18 protein-coding genes are annotated in these 23,442 nt (G+C 63.4%); 11 read left to right on the top strand and 7 right to left on the bottom strand.

Annotation, left to right across the window (positions count from 1 at the left end; all coding sequences use genetic code 11):
• Window positions 1-182 (bottom strand): hypothetical protein (locus CQ019_RS18665; RefSeq protein WP_219844272.1); only part of this gene is annotated, 182 nt, incomplete at its 3' end.
• Between the two features lie 62 nt (window positions 183-244).
• Here CQ019_RS18665 and CQ019_RS17960 point away from each other — a divergent pair.
• The 3 genes from CQ019_RS17960 (at window position 245) to CQ019_RS17950 (ending at window position 5,857) form a co-directional block, all read left to right on the top strand.
• Entirely contained in the window at window positions 245-1,408 is a 1,164-nt protein-coding gene (locus CQ019_RS17960) for an exonuclease SbcCD subunit D (RefSeq protein WP_105570305.1), read from the top strand.
• On the top strand, window positions 1,405-4,470 hold the full coding sequence (locus CQ019_RS17955) for an AAA family ATPase (protein ID WP_105554803.1): 3,066 nt from the start codon (window positions 1,405-1,407) through the stop codon (window positions 4,468-4,470). Before CQ019_RS17960 ends, CQ019_RS17955 begins: the two co-directional genes overlap by 4 nt.
• Before the next feature lie 124 nt (window positions 4,471-4,594).
• Window positions 4,595-5,857, top strand: coding sequence for an MFS transporter (locus CQ019_RS17950; RefSeq protein WP_258134092.1), 1,263 nt, complete (start codon window positions 4,595-4,597; stop codon window positions 5,855-5,857).
• 76 nt (window positions 5,858-5,933) lie between these two features.
• On the opposite strand, the gene CQ019_RS17945 is transcribed toward CQ019_RS17950, so the two are convergent.
• On the bottom strand, window positions 5,934-6,668 hold the full coding sequence (locus CQ019_RS17945; RefSeq protein ID WP_258133793.1) for an IclR family transcriptional regulator: 735 nt from the start codon (window positions 6,666-6,668) through the stop codon (window positions 5,934-5,936).
• A 243-nt stretch (window positions 6,669-6,911) separates the two neighbouring features.
• Here CQ019_RS17945 and CQ019_RS17940 point away from each other — a divergent pair, with 243 nt between their 5' ends.
• Window positions 6,912-8,252 (top strand): MFS transporter, encoded by a 1,341-nt coding sequence (locus CQ019_RS17940; RefSeq protein WP_105554801.1) that lies wholly within the window; start codon window positions 6,912-6,914, stop codon window positions 8,250-8,252.
• A gap of 50 nt (window positions 8,253-8,302) precedes the next feature.
• Here the strand turns inward: CQ019_RS17940 and CQ019_RS17935 are convergent, their stop codons facing one another.
• Window positions 8,303-9,310, bottom strand: coding sequence for a LacI family DNA-binding transcriptional regulator (locus CQ019_RS17935; protein WP_105554800.1), 1,008 nt, complete (start codon window positions 9,308-9,310; stop codon window positions 8,303-8,305).
• Between the two features lie 82 nt (window positions 9,311-9,392).
• The gene (locus CQ019_RS17930; RefSeq protein ID WP_105554809.1) at window positions 9,393-11,081 is read right to left on the bottom strand and encodes a glycoside hydrolase family 13 protein; all 1,689 of its coding nucleotides are present in this window, start codon (window positions 11,079-11,081) and stop codon (window positions 9,393-9,395) included.
• Between the two features lie 257 nt (window positions 11,082-11,338).
• On the opposite strand from CQ019_RS17930, the gene CQ019_RS17925 reads away from it, so the two are divergent.
• The 6 genes from CQ019_RS17925 to CQ019_RS17900 all read left to right on the top strand — a co-directional run bounded on the left by CQ019_RS17925 (window position 11,339) and on the right by CQ019_RS17900 (window position 18,639).
• The gene (locus CQ019_RS17925) at window positions 11,339-12,607 is read left to right on the top strand and encodes a maltose ABC transporter substrate-binding protein (RefSeq protein ID WP_105554799.1); all 1,269 of its coding nucleotides are present in this window, start codon (window positions 11,339-11,341) and stop codon (window positions 12,605-12,607) included.
• 95 nt (window positions 12,608-12,702) lie between these two features.
• Window positions 12,703-14,298: an ABC transporter permease subunit gene (locus tag CQ019_RS17920; RefSeq protein ID WP_105554798.1), complete on the top strand. Its 1,596-nt coding sequence runs from the start codon at window positions 12,703-12,705 to the stop codon at window positions 14,296-14,298.
• The gene (locus tag CQ019_RS17915) at window positions 14,298-15,191 is read left to right on the top strand and encodes a sugar ABC transporter permease (protein ID WP_105554797.1); all 894 of its coding nucleotides are present in this window, start codon (window positions 14,298-14,300) and stop codon (window positions 15,189-15,191) included. Before CQ019_RS17920 ends, CQ019_RS17915 begins: the two co-directional genes overlap by 1 nt.
• 109 nt (window positions 15,192-15,300) lie before the next feature.
• Entirely contained in the window at window positions 15,301-16,287 is a 987-nt protein-coding gene (locus tag CQ019_RS17910) for a hypothetical protein (RefSeq protein ID WP_146113396.1), read from the top strand.
• Window positions 16,288-16,362: 75 nt separating this feature from the next.
• Window positions 16,363-17,106, top strand: coding sequence for a TetR/AcrR family transcriptional regulator (locus tag CQ019_RS17905; RefSeq protein ID WP_105554796.1), 744 nt, complete (start codon window positions 16,363-16,365; stop codon window positions 17,104-17,106).
• A gap of 90 nt (window positions 17,107-17,196) precedes the next feature.
• Window positions 17,197-18,639 carry an MFS transporter gene (locus CQ019_RS17900; RefSeq protein ID WP_105554795.1) on the top strand — a complete coding sequence of 481 codons (1,443 nt, stop codon included), beginning with the start codon at window positions 17,197-17,199 and terminating at the stop codon, window positions 18,637-18,639.
• Between the two features lie 108 nt (window positions 18,640-18,747).
• On the opposite strand, the gene CQ019_RS17895 is transcribed toward CQ019_RS17900, so the two are convergent.
• On the bottom strand, window positions 18,748-19,410 hold the full coding sequence (locus tag CQ019_RS17895; protein ID WP_105554794.1) for a phosphoribosyltransferase: 663 nt from the start codon (window positions 19,408-19,410) through the stop codon (window positions 18,748-18,750).
• Window positions 19,411-19,589: 179 nt separating this feature from the next.
• Here CQ019_RS17895 and CQ019_RS17890 point away from each other — a divergent pair, with 179 nt between their 5' ends.
• Window positions 19,590-19,955: an META domain-containing protein gene (locus CQ019_RS17890; protein WP_219843969.1), complete on the top strand. Its 366-nt coding sequence runs from the start codon at window positions 19,590-19,592 to the stop codon at window positions 19,953-19,955.
• A gap of 84 nt (window positions 19,956-20,039) precedes the next feature.
• On the opposite strand, the gene CQ019_RS17885 is transcribed toward CQ019_RS17890, so the two are convergent.
• Together CQ019_RS17885 and CQ019_RS17880 are read right to left on the bottom strand one after the other, a co-directional pair.
• The gene (locus tag CQ019_RS17885) at window positions 20,040-21,137 is read right to left on the bottom strand and encodes an acyl-CoA desaturase (RefSeq protein ID WP_105554792.1); all 1,098 of its coding nucleotides are present in this window, start codon (window positions 21,135-21,137) and stop codon (window positions 20,040-20,042) included.
• A 175-nt stretch (window positions 21,138-21,312) separates the two neighbouring features.
• Window positions 21,313-22,953, bottom strand: a complete 1,641-nt coding sequence (locus CQ019_RS17880) for an ABC-F family ATP-binding cassette domain-containing protein (protein ID WP_105554791.1) — start codon at window positions 22,951-22,953, stop codon at window positions 21,313-21,315.
• Window positions 22,954-23,442: the final 489 nt, after the last annotated feature.

Raw genomic sequence — 23,442 nt, 5'->3', positions numbered from 1 at the left:
GGCGCGGTGAGCTGGCTGCTTGAATTGGCGGTTGTCCTGTTGTTTCTTTGGTTTTGAAAGATCATTTCAGTCCAGGTCGGTGGAGCCTGGCACCCAGCGCTGGTGTTTCGGCGTTCTTTGGCGTGGGCGGAATCAGTAACGGCCACCGGGAATCCTGGGTAGTGGATTTCGGTGACCGTCAAAGACCTCATGAAAAATCTGGGCTAATGCTCATTCTGTCGGCGCAAGTGCATAAGGTGGATTCATGCGATTGCTTCATACCTCCGACTGGCATTTGGGACGGACCTTCCATGGTGCGTCGTTGCTCGAAACCCAGCGCAACGTACTTCAGGAGATCATCGACATCACCCGCGAACAGCGGGTGGATGCGGTGCTGGTGGCCGGTGACATCTACGACCGGGCGCTGCCACATGTCGATGCGGTCCGCCTCTGCAACTGGGCGCTCGGTGAACTTCGCAAGACCGGGGCGACGCTGATCCTGACCAGCGGCAATCACGATTCCGCCTCACGGCTGGGCTTCGCCTCGGCACTGCTTGACTCCGCCGGGGTGCACATCTTCGCCGAACCCGCACGCATGCTCGAACCGGTGCTGCTCGACGGCGGGGACCACCAGGTGGCCGTCTACGGCATCCCGTACCTGGAGCCCCGCATGGTGATGGACGAACTGCAGGTCGATCGGGCCAGCCATGAAGCGGTGGCCGGCGCCGCACTCACGCGCATCGAGGGGCATCTGGCCGGCTTGCGCCAGCAGGGTTCGCCGGTCGTCTCCGTAGCCATGGCTCATCTCTTTGCCGCCGGCGGACAGGGCAGCGACTCCGAACGAGAGCTGAGCACCGGAAATCTGGATGTGGTGCCGGCGCACCTGTTTGAGAACTTTGACTACACCGCGCTGGGACACCTGCATGGCCGGCAACGCATTACCGAACACATCCGCTATTCGGGTTCCCCCTTGGCCTACTCGTTCTCCGAGGTGAACCAGCGCAAGGGCGTGTGGCTGATCGATACCGGAGCCGAAGGCATCACCGGGTACCAGGAGGTCATCCTCTCGGTGCCTAAAAAGCTGGCCGTGCTCCGCGGAGACTTGGCGGACCTGCTCGCCGATGAGTCCCTCGAATACGCCCAGGACGCCTGGTGCCAGGTGACCCTGACCGATCCCGAACGTCCGGCCGATGCGATGAGCAAGGTGCGGACTCGATTCCCGGACACGGTGGTGCTGGCTTTCGACCCGCAAGGCGGCAAGGCGAAGGAAAAGTCCAGCTACTCCGAACGCATGGCCAAGGCGACCAGCACCGCGCAGGTCTGCTCGGACTTCATCGAACATGTCAGGGACCGGCACCCCGATGAACTCGAACGCGAATTGCTCGATTCGGTCATCCGCAGCACTCGTGAAGCACAGGTGAGCAAATGAGAATCCATCGGCTTAGAATTCAGGCTTTCGGCCCATTCGCTGGCGTCGAAGAAGTCAATTTCGACGAGCTGGCCTCCGGCGGACTGTTCTTGCTCGACGGTCCGACCGGTGCCGGGAAATCCAGCATCCTCGACGCGATCTGCTACGGCATCTATGGATCCTTGCCTGGAAATCGAGCCGGCAGCCGGCAGATCCGTTCGGACCATGCGGCGCTGGGAGTCGAACCGCAGGTCATCTGCGAGCTGACCATCGGGGACCGGCGATTCGAGGTCACCCGGTCGCCGGCATGGATGCGCCCGAGCAAACGCGGCAAGAATGGCATCACCGAACAAAAGGCATCCAGCGCGTTGCGCGAATTGGTCAAGGGGCAATGGGAAGCTCTCTCCACACGCAACGACGAGGTAGGCCAGGTCCTCGGGGGCCTCTTGGGACTGGACCGCGATCAATTCACCAAGGTGGTGATGCTTCCGCAAGGTGGCTTCGCCGACTTCCTGCGCGCCAAGGCCACCGCCCGTGAAGAGCTGTTGAGCAACCTCTTCGACACCAGCGATTACGCGAAGATCGAGGAAGAATTCAACGTACGGCTAGGCGAGGAACGCAAGAAGGCCGCCGCTGTTGAAGCGACGCTCAGCGCGCGTGAAAATGGCATACGCGAGGAAGCCACCGAGTACTTGGGGGCCCACGAAACGGGGGACCCGGAAGAGCCCGTGGAAGAGGTGGAGCAACCACTGGATTTAGCCGCAGAATTTGCGGGCTACGATGCCCGAATTCTTGCTCTAGCCACGGCGCATCAGGAAAACTGCGCAAACCAACGAATGCAACGCGACAAGGCGCTTAAAAACCAGCAATCCCTGGACGAACGCCGCCGCGTATTTGCCCGCCACGCCGAATTGCTGAGCCTGGAGGCAGAGCAAGAACGCATGCATCCCGCAGCCGTCCTTGCCGGACAGGGCCTTGAGCTCCATGGACGGGCCGCCGGAATCCGCGGCTATGAGGCTCAACTCAAGGACACGCAACGTGCGCTGAAAGAACTGACCGCGCCGTGGGAAGACAGCAAAGCCCAACTGCTGAAGGAGCACGGACTGCGGCTCCAGCCCAACGCCGAAGACCTTGAGAACATCCGAGTGCGCACGCTGAAATTGAGCAATCGGCTCGCAGTCCTCAAGGCGGCGGTGAGCGATGAGGCCAAGCAACAACGCCTTCGCCAAGAACTCAAAGAATCGATCGAACTGGCCGCCAAGCAGCTCAAGTCCCGCAGCGACGCGGAGAAGACGCTCGAACAATTGCGCCTTGGGCGCGATGAGCTTGCTGCGGATCCGGACAAGCTCGACGCGGTAGCCGCCGCCACGGCAAAACAACAGGCAACCGAAGAGCTGAAAACCGCGCAGGACTTGGTTGGCCAGGTCAAACTCCGCGATAAGCTCCGTATTGCGCTGACCAAAGCCGACATCGAGTATGCCGAGCAGAGCCTGAAGCTCAACGCCGCGGAAAATACGCATATCGCCGCGCAACGCACCCAACTGGAACAGAGCGCGCTGCGTCTTGCGGCGGCACTCGAAGACGGATCGCCCTGCCTGGTGTGCGGTTCGCTGGAACATCCACGGCCGGCCCAAGCCGAAGCCGGTGCCGAACTGATCGACGACGAACGGCTCGAAGCGCTGGAGAAAGAAGTCCAGGACGAACGCGACCTCCAGCAACGCAAGGCCAAGGCCCGTGACATCGCGACCACCAAATTCGAGGCAGCGGCCGAAGCCGCCCAGGAACTAACCGTTGAGGCGGGCCAGGCCAAAGCCGGCGAAGCGCAGGAAGCACTCGACGCGGCCGTTGCCGCACAAGCCCAGACTGCCGAGCTGGTTCGAAAACTCGAATCCCTGCGCACGCGCATCGAAGTAGAGACCGCGAAGGTCGCCGCGGCAGCGATGGACCACGCCGCGAGTACCAAGCAAGTGGAGTCCCTGAACACGCAGATTTCCGAGCTCGAGGAGAAACTCAGGCAGCTGCGTGAAGGCAGTGATTTGGGCATCGATGACGTAGTGCTGAAGGTACGCGCAGAATTCACGATCTTCAATCGCGCCTTGAACACGCTCAAGGACTACCTAGCGGCGGTGGATTCCGCGCAGAAGGCCCAAGAGAGCTGGACTCGTGAACGCGAAGAGGCCGGATTCGACGAGGACGCGAAATATGCGGCGGCGCTGCTGTCCACGGAGGCGCGCGAGGAATTCGAGCGCATCCATCACCAGGACACCGTACGTTCCAGCGCCATTGCCACGCTCAAGGGCTCCGAAGACTACCGGCGTGCCCGGGAATTCAGCGCCGCGGGCATTAAAACACCGACCGAGGAAGACCTGCGCGAGGCACGGGAGAACGCCAAATTGGCCGAGGAGCTGTTCGAGAGCGCACGCCAGGACGAGGTGCTCGCGCAGACCCAACTCGAACGGCTGCGCAAATCCGTCACGGCACTGGCCGAGTATCGTTCGGAATCAGGACCGGTGATCGACGCATACCGGCGCCTTCGCGACCTCGCCGAAGTAATTCGTGGTGGGGGAGAGAACAAGTACAAAATGACGCTCAGCACCTATGTGCTGGCGGCGCGCTTGGAAGAAGTCGCCGCGGCCGCGACCGAGCGATTGATGATCATGTCCTCGAATCGCTACTCCTTGCACCATGATGATTCGACCCGCGGCAACTCGAAGTCCGGTCTGGGCTTGCGTGTGCGTGATTCATGGACCGGCAAGGAACGCGATACCCAGACGCTGTCCGGCGGTGAAACCTTCATGGCCTCGCTGGCGCTCGCGCTTGGTCTGGCCGACGTCATTTCCCATCACAGCGGTGCCGTGGACATGCAGACGCTCTTCGTCGATGAAGGCTTCGGCTCCCTTGATGCGGAGACCCTGGAGCAGGTTATGGAAGCGCTGGAATCGCTGCGTGCCGGAGGGCGGATGATCGGCCTGGTTTCACACGTTTCAGAGATGAAACAACGCATTTCCAACCGTGTCACGGTCACCAAGACGCAGCATGGGTCGACCATCGATATGACTCCGGAAGTGATGCTCGCTATATGAGCTAGACATTGCCGAAGACGCTGGTATGTTGAAAGTAGTGCCATCAGGCATGTCTGGGAAATTTTGTGTGTCGGGGGGCGTGGGACGACACACGCTTTGTTGTGGAGAATTGTTGACTCAACATATGTTGTCCAACGAACCAAACGAAATCATCGAACCTAAACCAGGTTTTGCATCATTGGTTCCGATGGTTGGTACCGCGTACCTTCCGTTATCTTTCTTTGCCCGGCTTCCGCTGGCAATGCTCACCATCGGGTCCATGACCCTGGTGACTGCCTCCTCGGGATCCTATGCACTCGGCGGCCTGAGCGCCGCCATGGTCGGCTTGGGTTCGGCCATCGGCGGACCGACGCTCGGCTATCTGGCCGACCGCTTAGGGCAGCGCCCGGTCCTCATTCCGGCTGCGATCCTGCACACCATCTTGCTGCTCATACTCACCTGGTATGGAAACAGCGGGCCGGGCATGGTGGTCGGCGTGCTCGTGCTGATTTCCTTGCTTGCCGGTGCCACCGGCCCGCAAGTCGGCCCGATGTCACGGGTGCGCTGGATTTCGATGACACGCCAGCAGAAGAGAAACCCGAAGGTGCTCACCGCTGCGCTCAGCCTTGAATCCATGCTCGACGAGCTCGGCTTCGTCTTTGGCCCGGTAGCCGTTGGCCTGCTGGCATCGCTGCTGCACCCCACCTTGCCATTGTTGATTGCCGCGGTGCTCACCGTGGTGCTCGTCCCGGTCTTTGCCAAGCACCGCACCGGTGACGCGGTGAAGCTGCACGCCGCCGCCGCGCAGACCGGAAAGGTCCGCATCGGTCGTGCCCGGCTCGCCGCGATTGGCGCACTGGTTACGGGCATGATCGGATTGGGCACCGTCTTTGGCTCATCGGCCGCGGGCACCCTCGCCTTTGCCGGCGCCCAGGGGGACTCGAACCAGGGCGGACTGCTCTACGGAGCGATGGGAATTTCCAGCGCCTTGGCTGCCGTGTCCGTGGCCGCCTGGCCGCAAGGGTTCAGCCAGATCAACCGCTGGATCACCTGCGGCTTGGCGCTGACTATCGCCAGCTTCGGATTGCATTTTGCGGCAACCGTCCCATGGATGCTGCTGGCCTTGTTCGTCGCAGGCTTCGCGGTGGGGCCGGTAATCGTGACGGTGATGACCCTCGGCGGGGAGGTCGCTCCGCCGAAGTTGCTGTCCACCGTGATGACGCTGCTGTCGGCGGGCATCGTGGTGGGTACCTCGATCGGCAACGGATTGGCCGGGCTGCTCGCCGACTCGGCAGGCTATCTCGGGGCCTTCTGGGTCTCCAGCGCGGCCGCATTCCTGATTCTGCTCGCCGCATTGGCCATGAAGCTGATCGTCTCCCGGGCGCCGTCCTTGTCGCGGGTGCGGTAGCGCAGTTTGTGATTCAGCGAAGGCTCCTTCCCGGGTGGGAAGGAGCCTTCGCTCATCTGTGGTGCTTTTGCTGGCGCTAGTCCAGCTCGTCGCCGATGTTCAGCGCAGCTTCCTTGAGCGCGCGGACAATGCGTTCGCGATCATCCACGGTGCTCGTGGCGAAGACTACCGCGATCGCCGCAGGTGTTGGCCCGTTGTGGGAGATGGGAACCGCAATGGCCGTGACACCTTGGATCACTTCATCCTCACTGGTGGCGTACCCCTCGATGCGCGCGGCGCGCGCAGGCTCCCGGTACTCGATACCGGTTTGCATCGCGTCCCATTGGCCGCGCGTGTATTTGGACTGGATCGCGATCCCCGGGGCACCGATATCCATGCCATGGACCGAACCGGGGCGGTGAACGATGGCGCGGTGCGAGTGCAGCGGTTCGACCGACTGCAAGGTGGTGCACATGTCATGCTCCCAGACGGCGATGAAGGCGGTCATCGACAGTTCGTTGGCGATCTTGGTCAGCTCCGGCATCGCGGCGGTTTGCAGGTCACGCTGCACCGACCGGGCCAGCGCCGCTAATCCCGAGGCGGTTCGAATCCGGCCGGCTTCGTCGCGGCTGAGCAGACGGTGCTCTTCCAAGGTGCGCAATATCCGGTAGGCGATGGAACGGTGCACGTCGAGCTCGGCGGCGATTTCCGCGATGGTCAGATTGACCGTGGAGTCCGCAACGATCTCCAATACCCGGATACCACGAGACAAAGTTTGCGAGGATGACATCTTCTTCATTCCGGCGCTGCCGCCGAAAATTCCGACGGACAAATCGCCTTGGGCTCGACGCTAGTAGTTCTCAAAGCGAGTCTAAGGGTTCTCTATCCGAACGGCGAATTCGTTTGTTGAATTTCCTTGCCCCGCAGGTCTGCTGAATCGCCCGTGGTCCCACGGCCCGAAATGTGGCCCGCGCCTCGTTGGCTTGTGAGGATGATCACTCATAATCTACTATTGGTTTGTTACCCGTCCGAACGGTCGGTATTTAATCGCATCTTCAGCTGAGGACACTCGCACATGTCTACAACCGTATCCCGCACCCAGGAAGAGCGGCGCGTTCTCGCCGGCACCCTGGTCGGTACCACCATCGAGTGGTACGACTTCTTCATTTTTGCCCAGCTCACCGCAACCTTGCTGACTCCGCTGTTCCTGGAACCGCTGGGTGAATCGAACCCTGCGTTGGCGCAGATCCTTTCCTTCGCCATGATCGGCATTTCCTTCTTCTTCCGTCCGTTGGGCGCCGTCGTGGCTGGCCACCTGGGCGACCGCTACGGCCGGAAGAAGATCCTGGTGCTGACGCTGATCCTCATGGGCGTGGCCACCTCGCTGATCGGTGTCTTGCCGACCTACGCTGCGATCGGCATCGGCGCGCCAATCCTGCTGGTGCTCTTGCGTGTGATCCAGGGCTTCTCGGCAGGTGGCGAATGGGGCGGAGCGGCGCTGATGGCCGTGGAGCACGCACCGAATGCCCGTCGTGGCTACTTTGGCGCCTTCCCGCAGATCGGTGTGCCCATCGGCATGATTCTGGCCACCGGGCTGCTGTTCATCCTGCGGGTGTCGATGACTCCCGAACAGTTCCAGTCATGGGGCTGGCGCATTCCATTCCTGCTGTCGGTGGTGCTGATTCTTGTCGGCTACATGATTCGCCGCGCGGTGGAAGAGTCCCCGGTCTTCAAGGCCATGGCACAGCGCAAGGCTTCGGAGCACACCCCGCTGCGCGAACTGATGAGCACGAACCTCAAGCAGGTACTGCAGGCGGCGCTGATCTTCGTTTCCAACAACGCGGCCGGTTACCTGGTGATCGCGTTCTTCATCTCCTACACCACCAAGGTGCTGGGGATGGAGCTGGCGCCGATCCTGCTGGCGACCACCATCGGCTCGGTCGGCTGGCTGATCTTCACCCTGGTCGGCGGCTGGCTTTCGGATAGGATCGGACGCCGCAATACGTTCGTCATCGGCTACGGGATTGTGTTCGTCTGGATGATTCCGATGTTCATGCTCGTGGACACCGCGAATATCGTGCTCTACACGATCGGGATTTTTGTGCTCACCATCGGCCTGGGTCTTTCCTACGGCCCGCAGTCGGCGATGTACGCCGAGATGTTCCCGGCACGCATCCGCTACTCGGGCATCTCCATCGGCTACGCGCTCGGTTCGATCCTCGGCGGCGCCTTCGCCGCTACCGTCGCGCAGATCCTGCTGACCGCTACCGGTTGGTCCGGTTCGATCGCGGTCTACATTATGGTGCTGACCGTGATTTCCGCCGGCGCTGTGCTGTGGGTTGGCGAAACCCAGGGCCGCAACCTGCATCTGGAAGAAGTTGAAGGCGAAGAGGCTCCGGCATCCACCCTCGGCTAGTCATGCCGCGGCCAAAACAATAACTTAATAGCGGCGACGCGCCCACCGGCCTAGGCCGGTGGGCGCGTTGTCGATGAACGCACGATGAGCCGATGCTTGATCTGGTGCCCCTCGGCGGCTTCCAGCCCGCGGATGGTGCGCAGCAGCATCGCCACGGCCGTTTCGCCCTGTTCATGCGGACGCTGCTCGATGGTTGTCAGGCCGAACATTTCGGCGAGCTCATGATTGTCGATGCCGATCACCGACAGATCGTGGGGAAGCTGCAGGCCCAGATCCCGGGCGGCGAGCATCGCCCCGATGGCCATCTCATCGCTCGCGGCAAAGATCGCGGTGGGGCGGTGCCCCGGGTGGCCGAGCAGCTGCTTGGCCGCCTCGTAGCCTTGGGCCATGGTGAAATCAGCACCCATATACAATTCGTCGTCCACGCTCAGGCCGGCTTCGCGCAAGGCGCGTTCGTATCCGGCGCGGCGCTGGGTGGGGAGCTGGAAATCCAGGTCGGTTTCCTGGCTGCCGCCGATATGCGCGATCCGCGTATGGCCCAAGGTGATCAGGTGTTCGGTGGCCAGGGCCGCGACGGCTTCCTCATTCAAATACAAGGTGGGTGCCCCGGGCAGCGGCCCGCCCACTCCCACCAGGGGTTTATCCAGTGCATGCAGGGCGGCTACCTCGGCTTCGCTGAGCTCGACGTTCACCGCGATCACCGCGTCCACGCGTTGGCGCAAGAGGAAATCTGAGAAGACCTTTTCGCGCTGATCGACGTCCTTGCTCAACTGGTACAGCGTGGTGTCGTAGCCTTCGCGCATCAGCGCCGTGCTGATCCCTTCGAGCACCGAACCGTAGTACCAGCGGTTGATCATCGGCACCAGCACCCCGATATTGCGCGTTCGCCCCGAGGCCAGCCCCGAGGCGCTGGAGGAGACGACGTAGTCCAGCTCGTCGGCCGCGCGGCGCACCGCGGCCAGGGTGGTGGCCGAGACGTTGCCGCGGCCCGAAAGCGCTCGGGAAACGGTGGCGATGGAAACCCCTGCGGCTTCAGCCACGTCCTTGATACCGGCCACGTTGACCCTTCCTCGATGAATTGCTGAGCGGGTGCGGCATCCGTTGCCCGGATGCCGCACGTACTTTCGAGACTACCGGGCGCTACCGGCGCTCGGCGCCAAGCCACAAGGCCGATTCGGCCTCGATGACCCCGGGCCGTGACTGTTCGGCGCTGGCCTGCAAGACCGGCAGGCCGGCGAGCTGGCCGGGTAGCTCGGCGCGTTGCCCGGCGAAATTCACGATGACGGTCACCGCACGGTTGCGCAGCGCCAGCAGCTGCTCGCTGCCGGTCTCCAGCCATTGCACATCGCCGGAGCCCAACTGGTTTTCGCGGCGCAGGCGCAGCAGCGAGCGGTACATATTCAGGGTCGAATCGGGCTGCGCGGCTTGTTCCGAACGCGCGTAGCGCTCCCAGCTGGCCGGCTGCGGCAGCCAGCTTTCCCCGCTGGCGCTGAAGCCGAAGGCCGGGGCCGCGGCTTCCCAGGGGATGGGAACGCGGCAGCCGTCGCGGCCGTAGCGTTCGCCGTTGGTGCGGAACCAGGTAGGATCCTGCCGGGCGGCATCGGGCAGCTCCATGGCTTCGGGCAGGCCGAGCTCTTCGCCCTGATAGAGGTAGGCCCCGCCGGGCAAAGCCAGCATCAATGCGGACGCCGCCCGCGCCCGGCGCAGTCCGCGCGCCGGATCCGGGTGATTCGGCGTGAGCGGGCCGATGCCTTCGCCCTGCGGGTTGTCGTCGCGCAATGCCAAGCGCGAGGCGTGGCGCACCACATCGTGGTTGGAGAGCACCCAGGTGCTCGGCGCGCCGACGGCGCCGAAGGCGCGCAGGGAGTCGTTGATGACCTGCCGAAGCGCGGGCGCATCCCACTCGGTGCCCAAATACGGGAAGTTGAATGCCTGATGCATTTCGTCATCACGCACCCACTTGGCCATCAGCTCCAGCGGGCTGACCCAGGCTTCGGCGCAAAGCACCCGCTCGCCTTCGTACTCGTCCAGCACCTGGCGCCAGTCGCGGTAGATTTCGTGCACGCCGTCCTGGCCCCACCACGGGGCGAGCACCTCGTCGCCGCCCATGGAATCGCCGTGCGCCGGGGGAGTGAAATCCGGCAAGCCCTCGGCCTTGATCATGCCGTGGGCGACATCCACGCGAAATCCGTCGGTGCCGCGGTCCAGCCAGAAGCGCAAGACATCGCGGAACATGGCGCGCACCTCTTCGTTATGCCAATTGAAGTCGGGCTGGGAGGAATCGAAGATGTGCAGATAGGCCTGGCCTGGGGAGCCATCCGGTGCGGCGGTCCGGGTCCACATGGGGCCGCCGAACACCGACTCCCAGTTGTTGGGCAGCGCGCCGGCGGGGGCGTCGCGGAAGATGAAGCGGTCTCTTTCGGGGGATCCAGGTGCGGCGTTCAAAGCTTGCTGGAACCAGGGGTGCTGATCGGAGCAATGGTTTGGCACCAGATCGATGATCACGCGCAAGCCGAGTTCGTGGGCCCGGGCCACCATCTTGTCGAAGTCGGCCAAGGTGCCGAACAGCGGATCGACATCGCAGTAGTTGGCCACGTCGTAGCCGCCATCTTTTTGCGGGGAGGTGAAGAAGGGGGAGAGCCAGATGGCGTCGATATCCATGTCGGCTAGGGAATCGAGGCGCGAGGTGATGCCTGCCAGATCGCCAATGCCGTCCCCGTTGGCGTCGGCGAAGGAACGGGGATAGATCTGGTAGATCACCGAGGTGCGCCACCATTCCGAGCCGTGCCCGGACGCTGGGGATTCCGAAAGAGTGCGCGATTGAGTCATGCCGGTAACGATAGGCGATGAACGCACGATTGTAAACGCTTCCATTAAACCGTGAAGACGCAGACGGGTTCGGCGTGGTGAGGTTCGATCAATTCCGGATGCCTGCGGGAGGTGTTGCCAAACCTGATGATTTGTGTCACTCTGGAAACGCTTACATTCACGTCGTGATTCACGACACAAAATCAGTCCGGCCCAGGCGCAGCAGATCGAGACTCAGCCGGCGCAGATGAACCAAGTTGCCACGAAAGGTACACCCAATGAAGGTGAACACTCGCTCCCTGATAGTCGGCGGGGCCATGACGGCCATCGCCGCCCTCTCGCTGACCGCCTGCGGCGGATCCGGCACGAGCACCGAACCGGCGGCCTCCAACTCCCCGGCGGCTTCCTCCTCGGCACCGGCATCCGCCGGATCGCTGACCGTCTGGGTGGATGCCAACCGCGAACCGGTGCTGAAACAGGCGGCCAAGGAATTCGCCGCCAGCAGCGGCGTGAAAGTGGATCTGGTCATCAAGGACTTTTCCAAGATCCAGGAAGACTTCCTTCGCCAGGTTCCCACCGGCAAGGGTCCAGACATCACCATCGGCGCCCACGACTGGTTGGGCAACCTGGTAAACAACGGCGTCGTGCAGCCGGTCGAACTCGGCGATAAGGCGGCGGACTTCCAAGACGTCGCGGTCACCGCGATGAGCTACGAGGGCAAGGCCTACGGCGTTCCATACGCCACCGAAAACCTGGCGCTGCTGCGCAATACCGAGCTGGCCGGTGAAGCACCGGAAAGCTTTGAGGACATGATCGAGGCGGGCGAAGAATCGGGTGCCGAATTCCCATTCCTGGTCCAGGTCTCCGAAACCGGGGACCCCTTCCACCTGTACCCATTCCAGGCCTCCTTCGGCGCACCGGTCTTCGGCACCGATGAGACCGGCGCCTACGACGCCAGCAAGTTGGAACTGGGCAACGACGGCGGTGCAGAATTCGCCAAGTGGATGGCCGAGCAGGGCAAGGAAGGCACGCTGAAAACCTCGGTGGACAGCGACATCGCCAAGGAGAAGTTCATCTCCGGAGACTCGCCATTCCTGATCACCGGCCCATGGAACGTCGAGGCCGCCGAAGAAGCGAAAATCGAGCTGTCCATCGACCCGATCCCCAGCGCCGGCGGCGAACCGGCCCAGCCATTTGTCGCCGTCCAGGGGTTCTTCGTCTCCTCCAAGACCGAAAACCTGTTGGCAGCCACCGAATTCTTGACCAACTACATCGGCACCGAAGAGGTGCAGACCGAATTGTATGCGGTCGGCGATCGCCCGCCGGCAAACAAGGCTGCCTTCGAAGCAGCCAAAGCCGACGAGGTAGTTGCCGCCTTCGGCGAGGTCGGCGAGAACGGCGTTCCGATGCCGAACGTGCCGGAAATGGCAGCGGTCTGGGAATTCTGGGGTGTGGCCGAGGCGGATATCATCTCCGGCAAGGCCAAGGATCCAGTCAAGCGCTGGGATGAAATGGCTGCGGACATCGAAGCCGCAATTTCCAAGTAAACACCAGCGGCCGCTGGGATCCGACCCGCCTGGGCGGACCCCGGCGGCCGCAGCATCGATTATCGCTCACTAAAGATCGCTCGAGGAACTCCGGGATGACCATGAAAACCACCGCGCCGAAAGACCGTGCGCCGCAGGATGAACCAGCTAAGCTTTCCTCCACGGCCCAAGGCTTCACGCGCAACCTGAACACCGGGCTCGGAGCGATGCTCGTCAAGATCCTGGCCATCGCGGTCCTCGACGCGACGGCGCTCTTCGCGGTGTTCCTGGCCGTAGCCAAGGATGCGCTGCTGATCGCCAGCATCATCGCGGTGATCACCTTGGTCATCAACGCCATTTACTTCAAGCGCGGCTGGCTGCCGGCAAAGTACCTGGCTCCCGGGGCGGTGTTCCTGCTGATCTTCCAGGTCTTCGTGATCGGCTACACCGGGTATATCGCCTTCACCAACTACGGCTCCGGGCATAATTCGGACAAGGACGACGCGATCATGTCGCTGCTGCAAAGCAACCAGCAGCGCGTGCCGGAATCCGCCGGCTACCCGGTCACCGTGCTCGAAGGCGCCGATGGCCTGGCCCTCCTGGTCGAACGCGAGGGGCAGTCGCTGATGGGCGACGTCCAGCACCCGCTGGCACCCATCGACCCGGACGCGCTAGGGCAGTACACCCAGCTTTCCTTCGCCGACCTGCTCGGCCGCCAGCAGGAAGTCACCTCGCTGGCGGTGCCGATGAGCGAGAACCCGGCCGACGGAACGCTGCGCACCTCCGACGGGCGCACCGCCTACCAATACACCTCCACCCTGGTCTATGAGCCAAACGCGGACACGATGACCGATTCGACCACCGGCCTCGTCTACCGGGATACCGGAGTCGGAGCCTATAGCGCGCCAAGCGGCGAGCAGCTCATGCCCGGCTGGTCGATCAACGTCGGCTTTGACAACTTCACCCGCGCGGTTACCGACTCCTCGATCCGCGGCTCGCTGATCTCCGTGACCGCCTGGACCTTTGGCTTCGCCTTCCTCTCGGTGGCCACCAGCTTCTTCCTCGGCCTATTCCTGGCCATCGTGTTCAACGACCTGCGGATGAAGGGGCGCAAGGTCTACCGGGTGATCTCGATCCTGCCCTACGCGTTCCCCGCCTTCCTCGGCGGCCTGGTCTGGGCCGGCATGCTGAACAAGGACTTCGGCTACGTGAACCAGGTGCTCTTCGGCGGGGCGTCGATCCCGTGGCTGACCGACCCGTGGCTGGCGAAGTTCTCGGTGCTCTGGGTCAACCTGTGGCTGGGCTTCCCGTACATGTTCCTGGTGTGCACCGGTGCGCTGCAGTCGATTCCCGACGAACTGGCCGAGGCGGCCAAGATCGATGGGGCCAAACCCTGGCAGATCTTCCGGCTGATCAAATTGCCGCTGCTGCTGGTCTCCGTCGCCCCGCTGCTGATCTCCTCCTTCGCGTTCAACTTCAATAACTTCAACGTGATCTACATGCTCACCGAGGGCGGGCCGCGGCTAGCCGATTCGGGGATGAACGTCGGGGCCACGGACATCTTGATCTCCATGGTGTACAAGGTCGCCTTCGTCGGCTCGCAACGCGACTACGGGCTGGCCAGCGCGTTTTCCATCATCATCTTCCTGATCGTCTCGCTCGTCGCGGTCATCAGCTTCAAGCAGACCAAGGCCTTGGAGGAACTGAACTAATGAGTACTTCGATTTCCACCCCACGCAAGGCGCCGAAAAAGGGCTTTGGCCAATGGTTCGCGGCCACCGGCTGGCGGCACCTGATCGGTGTGGCCCTGTGCATCTACGCGGCCTTCCCGCTGCTCTACGTGCTCTCCGCCTCGCTGAATCCCAATGGCACCCTGCTCTCCTCCAACGGCTTCTTCTCCACCATCGGCTTCGAAAGCTACGCCAAGTTGTTCGCCAACGAACAGCGTCCCTTCGCCGCCTGGTTCGCCAACACCATGTTCATCGGGCTGACCACCGCCGCCGCCTCGGTCTTCCTCGGCGCGCTCGCCGCCTACAGCTTCAGCCGGATGCGCTTCAAGGGGCGGCGCTTCGGGCTGGTCTCGCTGCTGGTCGTGCAGATCTTCCCGCAGCTGCTGGCCGTGGTGGCGATCTTCATCCTGCTGACCACGCTGGGAGAGGTGTACCCGGGGTTGGGCATCGACAACCAGATCGCGCTGATCATGGTCTACCTCGGCGGCGCGCTGGGCGTGAACACCTATCTGATGTACGGGTTCTTCAACACCGTGCCGGTGGAAATCGACGAGGCCGCCAAGATCGACGGGGCCGGGCATGCACGGATCTTCTTCACCATGATCCTGCGCCTGGTCGCACCGATCCTCGCCGTGGTGGGGCTGCTGTCCTTCATCTCCACCACCAGCGACTTCGTGATCGCCTCCGTGGTGCTGGTCAGCCCGGAAAACCAGACCCTGGCGGTGGGCCTGTACTCCTACGTTTCCGAGGAGTTCACCTCAAACTGGTCGGTGTTCGCCGCCGGTGCGGTGCTCGCCGCGATCCCGGTGATGGCGCTGTTCCTTTTCCTGCAGAAGTACATCGTTGGCGGGCTGACCGCAGGGGCCGGAAAATAGGCGCCTGCCGATCGCCCTGAAAAGGGACTGCCACGTGATGGGACACTGCAAACGCGGTGTCCCATCCGCCTTCGCGAAACTGGCCGGTCCACCGCGTAAAGTAAGCCCCATGAAGTCACGCCTTCCCCGAGCCTCGCGCAAATATGTGGAGCAGCTGCGCCACGAGTTGAGCCACCTGACTCCTGCGGAACGAAATAAGATCATCGAGCAGACGCGGGCAAAAATCCACAAGCTCCCGGGGCGTGGCCGCACCCAGGTTGAGCTGATCGAACAGCTGGGAACCGCGGGCATGCGCGCGGCGAAATTCCAGCGCACCGCACCCGAGGCGCTCCAGGTGCGCAGCGGCAAGGATTTCCTGAACCGCATCCTCGGCTGGCCGATCCTCGCCTTTGCGCTGCTCACCACCGTAGTGGTGTACTTCGGCCCCATTGCGGCACCGGGAAACGCCGGCGACTGGACGCCCTTCGCCGACGGCGCGAACGGGGGACTAGCGCGGCTCGAAGCGCTGGTCGGAGCGCAGGTGATCTGGGTGGCGATCCTGCCGGTGCTGCTCAGCGTGGTGGGCCTTTACCTGCAGAACATTTTCTCCACGGTCATCGGGTTGCTTGGCGCGAGCTTCATGACGCTCGTGGTGGTCGTGGGGTCCTCGGGCATCGGACTCTTCTTCCTGCCCATCACCGTGCTGCTCTGGGCGCAGGTGCTCACTCCACTGATCATGATGCGCGGCTCCATGGCCCGGCCCGGCCCGCTGTGGCTGATCGCCGGGGCATTGCTCGTGCTGGCCACCGGGGTCTGGGTGGTTTCCGCGGGGCTGCGCACCAGTGAGCTGAACGGCTGGCTGATCATCGGTCCGGCGAGCCTGCTCGGCCTGCTCGCGGTGCTGCTGCCCACCCGCCAATGGTGGGCGCACATCCTCTTGGTCAGCGTCGGCATTCTGGTGATCGCCGCCGGCCTGGTCGCCGCGTTCAACTCCATCGGCTCGCTGGCGCTCATCGGCCCATGGGCTTCCGGAGGCGTCGCGTTCGCCGTAGGGCATCTGGCGCTCGCCGGAAATCTCTGGCACGAGCGGGCACGCAAGCTGCTGGCGCTGTATTAGACCCATTGTTGCGATAAAAACCGGTAGGCCGGCGAGATACCGAAAGCGGGCGCTGTCTAGGCCTAGACTGTTGCTATGAGCGAAGCCACAAACCAGCCACCGGAGATTTCTGCAAAGCGCGGGCGCGGCCGCCCACGCAAGGATTCCAACTGGACCACATTCGCCCGCGAGGATCTGGTCGAACGGGCGCTGTCCATCGCCGGGGACGAAGGCTTTGCGGCGGTGACCATGCACCGCCTGGCCGCCGAGTTCAAGGTGACCCCGCGCGCGCTCTACAACTACGTCAAGGACCGCCAGGAAATCATCAACCTCGCGGTGGAGCTCTTCTTGGACAAGGCGCCGCTGATCGATTTTGATCCGGCGCACTGGCAGGCGAGCGTACGCATGGCCTATGCCGAATCGCGCCGGCTCCATCGGGCGTTCCCGCGGGCCTCACTGGTGGGCATGGAGGAAAACGTCAATGTGACCATCGGTCCACGGCATGCGCTGCTGGTTGAGAGATTGCTCCAGTTCTACGTCGATATCAACTTGCCGCTGAACACCGCGGTCACCATGGTTCGCGCGCTGGAACAGGATGTGCTCGGCTTCGGGCTGCGCTTCGACTACACCTATGACCGGCTGCCGGAGGAGCATAAAGAACTTGTCACCCGCGTGATGCCAGAATCGCGGCTGGATGCCGCCGCGCAGGTGGCCGCGCCGCAATGCCGCGCGGCGCTGCAGCTGCCCGGCCAAACCAGCGACGAAATGTTCGAGGACCTGATCGAACTGCGCATCATCGCGATCGAAGCGATCCTGGCCAAGAACGTGGCCTCCCACTAGGGAATAAGTTCTCGACTCCGTGCGCTGAACTACTTGTGCACGCCATCCGGCCACCGCCGCTGGCGCAGTTAAATCGTGGAAAGTTGGACTATGCCCGAGCGATCTTTGACGGTACCGGAACCGCTGTCGTCCGGCGCGCGCTGGCGACTGCTCTGGGTGCTGCTGGCGACCATGTTCATGTCCCTGGTCAGCGTCAGCATCGTGAACGTGGTGCTGCCATCGATCGAGACCACCCTCGGTGCCTCCGAAGCCGATATGCAGTGGGTGCTGGCCGGCTACGCGCTGACCTTCGGTGTGGTGCTGGTGGCCGCCGGCCGTGCCGGAGACGTGCTGGGCCGCGGCGTGGTGTTCGTTGCCGGCGTGGTCATCTTCACGCTCTCATCCATCCTCGCTGGCCTGGCGCCGGACCCGACGAGCCTGAACATTGCCAGATTCATCATGGGCTTGGGATCCGGGCTGCTCAACCCGCAGGTGATGGGCATGATCCAGCAGCATTTCAAGGGCCCCGAACGCGGACGCGCCTACGGGCTGCTCGGTACCGTCATCGGCGTCTCCGTGGCGATCGGCCCGGTGCTCGGCGGCTTCCTCATCGGCTGGCTCGGCCCCGATGCCGGGTGGCGCTGGACCTTCTTGATCAACGTACCGGTGGGCATCATCGCCGTGCTCTTGGCCCTGCTGTGGCTTCCCCGACCGCTGCTCGTGCGCGGCACCGGAAAGCTGGACCTGGACCCGGTGGGCGGCGTATTGCTGGCGGCCGGCCTGCTCGCCTTCCTGCTGCCTTTTGTGCAGGGGCGCGAAAACCCCGCCCTGTGGGCGCTGCTCGTCGTGGGCCTGGGGATCCTGGTCTTCTGGGTGCACTGGGAGAAGAAGTACAAGGCACGCCGACGCGCCCCGATGGTCGAGTTGTCCTTGTTCAAGATTTCCAGCTTCACCAATGGAAGCCTGATCGCCGGGCTGTACTTCATGGGAGTCAGCAGCGTCTGGGTTCTGGTGGCCATCTATGTGCAAAGCGCGCTGGACTTCAGCGCCCTGCAGGCGGGGCTGATCTGCCTGCCGGCGGCCTTGCTCTCGGCAGTCAGTTCCCAGCTGGCGGGAAACTACGTGATGAGTGTCGGACGCAAGCTGATCGTCTTCGGCGCCGGCAGCGCGTTGTTCGGCCTGCTGGCCACGATTATGGTGGTGGAGCTCGAAGCACGGGGTCTGCTCAACATCTGGTGGATGATGCTCTCGCTGGCCTTCATCGGCATCGCGCAGGGATTCATTATTTCCCCGAACCAGACCTTGACGCTGATGGAAGTACCCGTGGAAAACTCCGGCAGCGCCGGAGGGCTCATGCAGACCTCGCAGCGTGTCGGCACCGCCGTGGGCCTCGCAATGATCACCGCGATCTTCTACGGTGTGAACCATCTTTCCGGCTGGACCAACGCGATGAGCTTCTCCTTCGTAGCCATCGCGCTGCTGGTGCTGATCACCATGTTTGTCGCCATTATCGATCAGCGCAAAGGGCACCGGGACCTGATCTCGATCGCCTAAGCGATCGCTCGAAAGCGCTGCTGCCGGCTTCATCGACTTGCTGCTGAAGTTCAACTTTGTGGAGGCCTCGATCACCCCGGGTCGGGTGATGGCAGCTGTCGTGCGTGCTCAACTTGTTGCGCGCAGGAGGGCGAGCGCTTGCTGCTCGCTGGTGGCATCGAATCGGTCGTAGAACCGGCCCACGGCGCCAAAATGCTGCGGGAGGTGCAACGCGAAGTACGCATCACAGAATTCGGCCAATTCCTCGGGCGACGTTGCCGGGGCCACCGGCACGGCGGCGATCAGCCGGTGGGCGCCGAGCCGGTGGGCGAGCAGCAGGGCCGCCTTCATCGTGGCCCCGGTGGCCAGCCCGTCGTCGCATAGGACGAGGGTGGCTCCCGCTAGCGGGGGAGCGTAGTCGGCGAAGACCCGGGCCAGACGGTCGGCCTCGGTGCGGGCGCGGCCTTCCACCTTCTCCACCGTGGACCGTCCGAAGTCGGCGAGCACCTGGGCATGGATCGCGGGGTTGAGGTAGGTCGCGAGGCTCCCGCGATAGCTGGCCAGCGCGCCGAAGGCCGTCTCGGCAAAGCCCGGAACCCCCAATTTGCGCACCGTCATCGCGGCCACCGGGGCACCTAACGCCTCGGCGACCTCGGCGGCGATCGGCACTCCTCCGCGCAGCAAGCCGGCGACCAAGTAATTTGCCGGCGGCAGGTTGCTGGCTAGCCGAACTCCCAGCTGCCTGCCGGCATCGTGGCGATCGGCGAACATCGGCGCTGCTTCGGTACCCATCCTCTTAGTCTGCGCGCTTCTGGCCAAGGGCGAAAGGGGGCCGAAAGAACGGGCGAAGAAGTCCTTGCGCCCCGGGCGCAGCCGGCCAAGCTGGGCAATCCATCGGGGTGTGCCGGGTGCGGGCCACGAATTATTGCTACTTCGTTGGATCGCCGCCCGCCTCGTTCTACGCTGGGACTATGAAGCGATTTCTAGCAGTTCTAGTGATGCCGCTCCTTGCGGTGAGCCTTGCCTCCTGCGCCGGTAGCTCCGGGGCGGGCGCGGACCCCGCCGGGCTCTGGGGCGAGAAGGCGCAGGGCAGTCCGTGGCTCGAGCTGGCCGAGGATGGAAAGGTGTCGGGCAACGATGGCTGCAATCGGATCGCCGGGCAATGGAGCGAGGCCGACGGCGAGATCCGCTTCGAGCAGCTGAGCAGCACCAAGATGTACTGCCCGGGAATCGACCCGTGGTTGGCTTCCGCGGTGGCCGCCCAGGTCTCGGGCGATACCATGCTCGTCCTGGACGCGGATAACGCGGAGGTCGGCACGCTGAAACGCGGTGAGTAGCCAAGGGCCCAAGCGGCGGCAAAAAAGCCTCAGGGGAGGATCCGAAATGGATCCTCCCCTGAGGCTTTGCGTGGTGCGGGAAAACTAGATGGTTCGGAAACCGGTGACCATCGGGCAATCGAATGGGTCGCGGGCCGACAGGCCAACCTTGTTCAGGTAGGTGATGACCTGGGAGTAGGACTCACGCACGGTGGCGATGGTGTACGGAACCTGGTGGTCCTCGCAGTACTGGCGTACGATCTTGGACACGGCAGCCAGGTTGGCGCGTGGCATCGACGGGAACAGGTGGTGCTCCACCTGGTAGTTCAGCCCGCCATAGACATGCGACAGGATGCGGTTGCCCCAGGTGGACTTCGCCATGATGTTACGCCCGGTCAGAACCTGCCGGGAGAAGAAGTCGATGCGTGCGGTCTGCGGAATCATGGGCATGCCCTTGTGATTCGGTGCGAAAGACGCACCCATGTAGACGCCGAAGACTGCCAGCTGTACGCCGATGAAGGCGAAGGCCATGCCGATTGGCAGGAAGTAGAAGATCGCGGCCAGGTAGATCACGATGCGCAGCGCGATGGAGAACATTTCACGTTTGCGGTTTTTCACCCGGTTCGCGCGGAACAGGTACTTGATCGAGAGCATGTGAAGGTTGAGGCCTTCCATGGTCAGCAGCGGGAAAAACAGGTATCCCTGACGCTCGGTGATCCACTTGAGCACACCACGCTGGCGCTTGGCATCTTCGGTCTGGAACGAGATGGTGTCCCACTCGATATCCGGGTCCTTGCCGATGGTGTTCGGTGTGGCGTGGTGCTTATTGTGCTTGTTCATCCACCACTGGTAGCTGATGCCGACCACAATGTTGGCCAGGAACTGGCCCAGCTTGTCATTGCCCTTTGACGAAGTCAGGATCTGGCGGTGCGCCGCTTCGTGGGCGAGGAAGGCGAATTGGGTCAGCAAGAGGCCCAAGGCGCCGGCCATAAGCAGCTGGAACCAACTGTCTCCCAGCAGGACGAATCCGGCAATCGTGCCGCCCAGCAGGACGGTTAAGACGATCGCCACGCCGAGGTAGTGGCCGCGGCGGCGCTGGACCAAACCGGCATCGGCGACGAGCTTCTTCACGTGGAAGAAGCTTTTCGGATCACCGGGTTTGACGGAAGGTGCGGTGGATTCCATGACTGAACTGCTACTCATGTAAATATCCTTGGGGTATAGGCGTCGACTTCACAGTCGAAAGAACTGAAAAACTCGGCTCCCATATTTAAAAGCTTACGTTGAATATCTGTGAACTGACTGTCCGGCGGGCAGAATTTCAAATTGTTTCGATCGTATTTGCCGTCCAAGTCCTTGGCAAGAGGACCGCGCCCGGTCAGTGGCGCACGGTGAGCTGGCCGTCCGAGATTTCCCAGCGCGCGTCGAGACGCACATTTTCCAGCATCCGCCGATCGTGGGTGACGAGCAGCAGCGCGCCTTCGTAGCTTTCCAGCGCCTCTTCGAGCTGTTCGATGGCCGGCAAATCGAGGTGGTTGGTGGGCTCGTCGAGCACCAGCAGATTCACCCCGCGCGCCTGCAGCAGCGCCAAGCCAGCGCGGGTGCGTTCCCCGGGGGAGAGCGCACCGACCAGGGCGGCCGAATGGTTGGCCTTCAACCCGAATTTCGCCAGCAGGGTGCGTGCATCGGCCGAGGTCATCTCCGGCAGGGCGTTTTCGAAGGCGGTGCCCAGGGGCAGCTCTTCGGGCAGGTAGCTGCGCGCCTGGTCGATCTCGCCGATGGCTACCGAGGTGCCCAGCGTTGCGGTGCCCGAATCCGGGGACAGCTTGCCCAGCAACAGGTTCAGCAGCGTGGACTTCCCCGCGCCATTGGGTCCGGTGATGCCGATCTTCTCCCCGGCGTTCAGCTGGATGGACAGCGGGCCGAAGCTGAAATGCCCGCGCTCCAAGGCGACCTCGTTGAGCGTGGAGACCACGGATGAGGAACGCTCGGCCGCGGCGATCTCGAACTGCAGCACCCATTCCTTGCGCGGTTCGGCCACCTCTTCCAGACGCTTGATCCGCGATTCCATCTGCCGCACCTTCTGCGCCTGCTTCTCGGAGGACTCGTTGGAGGCCTTGCGGCGCAGCTTGTCGTTATCCGGGTTCTTCTTCATCGCGTTGCGCACCCCCTGGGAGGACCATTCGCGCTGGGTGCGGGCACGGGAGACCAGATCGGCCTTCTTGCCGGCGAACTCCTCGTAGGCCTCGCGGGCATGGCGGCGGTTGATCTCGCGTTCCTCCCGATAGGAGTCGTAGCCGCCCTCGTAGACCGCGACCTGGTTCTGCGCCAGATCCAGCTCCACGATGCCGGTGGTGCAGCGGGCCAGGAATTCTCGGTCGTGGGAGACCAGCACGACGCCCGCGCGCAGCGAGGTGATAAAGCTTTCCAGACGCTGCAGTCCGGCCAGGTCCAGATCGTTGGTGGGTTCGTCGAGCAGCACCAGATCGAAGCGGGAGAGCAGCAGGGCGGCCAACGCGATGCGCGCCACCTGCCCGCCGGACAGCGCGGTCATCAGCGAGTCGATGGGCAGCTCGAAGCCGAGCTCCGCCAGCACGCCCGGGGCGCGGTCCTCCAGGTCCATGGCCCCGGAGGCCATCCAGTGCTCGAAGGCCACCGCATAGGCGTCATCGGCCCCGGGATCCCCGGAGCCCAGCGCCTCGGCGGTGGCTTCCATGGCGGCGGTGGCCTGCGCGCAGCCGGTGCGGCGGGCCAGGTACGCGGCGATGGATTCGCCGGCGATCCGCTCGTGCTCCTGCGGCATCCAGCCGATGAACGCGCCGTCCGGGGCGGTGGATACGCTCCCGCCCATCGGCTCGTCGACCCCCGCCAGCAGCCGCAGCAAGGTCGTCTTGCCGGCGCCGTTGGCGCCCACGATGCCATAGACCTCTCCGGGGGAGAGCGTGAAGCTGAGATTGGAGAAGAGGGTTCGATCGGCGTGGCCCCCGGCAAGGTCCTTGGCCACCAGTGTTGCAGTCATGCCTTCAAGTTTAGGTTCTTCTCGCCGCGCGCTCGCGCACGCCCCTAGCGTTGGTTGGCGAAGGCCTGGAAAATATCGGCCGCTGAGTAGGCAAGATGATGCACCACGGATTCGGGGCGAACATGGCCTTCTACGGCAACGCCGAAATCCAGCTGACCGTCTCCGAGCCGGGCTCCGCCAGGCAAGCCACACTCGATTAATTGGCCAAGATGAAGGAGCGCAGCGGGCTGATCGACGTCGGGCGCCGCGATATTCCGCGTGGGGTGATCACGGCGACCAAGCGTGCGCCGGAGATCCAAGCGGTTTAGCGGCCGCAAGGCCAACGATCAATTGGCCGTTGGCAATGGTGGCACAACTTGAAGCGGGGGTGCCGCCGGGCATCCGGCGGCACCCCCGATTGCCGCGGATCAGCTGCCGCGGATCAGTTCGGCGCAGCGCTCACCGATCATCATCACCGTGAGATTCGGATTCACCGTCACCAACTCCGGC

The sequence above is a fragment of the Arthrobacter sp. MYb229 genome (genome assembly GCF_002975405.1).
In the GTDB taxonomy this organism is placed as follows: Bacteria; Actinomycetota; Actinomycetes; order Actinomycetales; family Micrococcaceae; genus Glutamicibacter.
Note: the sequence above shows the minus strand (reverse complement) of the source record. Positions and strands in the feature narration are given on the sequence as shown.

Bases quoted from the DNA above. Each gene is read 5' to 3' on its own strand.
- CQ019_RS17960 (WP_105570305.1), top strand. From the start codon at position 245: ATGCGATTGCTTCATACCTCCGACTGGCATTTGGGACGGACCTTCCAT.
- CQ019_RS17955 (WP_105554803.1), top strand. From the start codon at position 1,405: ATGAGAATCCATCGGCTTAGAATTCAGGCTTTCGGCCCATTCGCTGGC.
- CQ019_RS17950 (WP_258134092.1), top strand. From the start codon at position 4,595: ATGTTGTCCAACGAACCAAACGAAATCATCGAACCTAAACCAGGTTTT.
- CQ019_RS17940 (WP_105554801.1), top strand. From the start codon at position 6,912: ATGTCTACAACCGTATCCCGCACCCAGGAAGAGCGGCGCGTTCTCGCC.
- CQ019_RS17930 (WP_105554809.1), bottom strand. From the start codon at position 11,081: ATGACTCAATCGCGCACTCTTTCGGAATCCCCAGCGTCCGGGCACGGC.
- CQ019_RS17925 (WP_105554799.1), top strand. From the start codon at position 11,339: ATGAAGGTGAACACTCGCTCCCTGATAGTCGGCGGGGCCATGACGGCC.
- CQ019_RS17920 (WP_105554798.1), top strand. From the start codon at position 12,703: ATGACCATGAAAACCACCGCGCCGAAAGACCGTGCGCCGCAGGATGAA.
- CQ019_RS17915 (WP_105554797.1), top strand. From the start codon at position 14,298: ATGAGTACTTCGATTTCCACCCCACGCAAGGCGCCGAAAAAGGGCTTT.
- CQ019_RS17910 (WP_146113396.1), top strand. From the start codon at position 15,301: ATGAAGTCACGCCTTCCCCGAGCCTCGCGCAAATATGTGGAGCAGCTG.
- CQ019_RS17905 (WP_105554796.1), top strand. From the start codon at position 16,363: ATGAGCGAAGCCACAAACCAGCCACCGGAGATTTCTGCAAAGCGCGGG.
- CQ019_RS17900 (WP_105554795.1), top strand. From the start codon at position 17,197: ATGCCCGAGCGATCTTTGACGGTACCGGAACCGCTGTCGTCCGGCGCG.
- CQ019_RS17895 (WP_105554794.1), bottom strand. From the start codon at position 19,410: ATGGGTACCGAAGCAGCGCCGATGTTCGCCGATCGCCACGATGCCGGC.
- CQ019_RS17890 (WP_219843969.1), top strand. From the start codon at position 19,590: ATGAAGCGATTTCTAGCAGTTCTAGTGATGCCGCTCCTTGCGGTGAGC.
- CQ019_RS17885 (WP_105554792.1), bottom strand. From the start codon at position 21,137: ATGAGTAGCAGTTCAGTCATGGAATCCACCGCACCTTCCGTCAAACCC.
- CQ019_RS17880 (WP_105554791.1), bottom strand. From the start codon at position 22,953: ATGACTGCAACACTGGTGGCCAAGGACCTTGCCGGGGGCCACGCCGAT.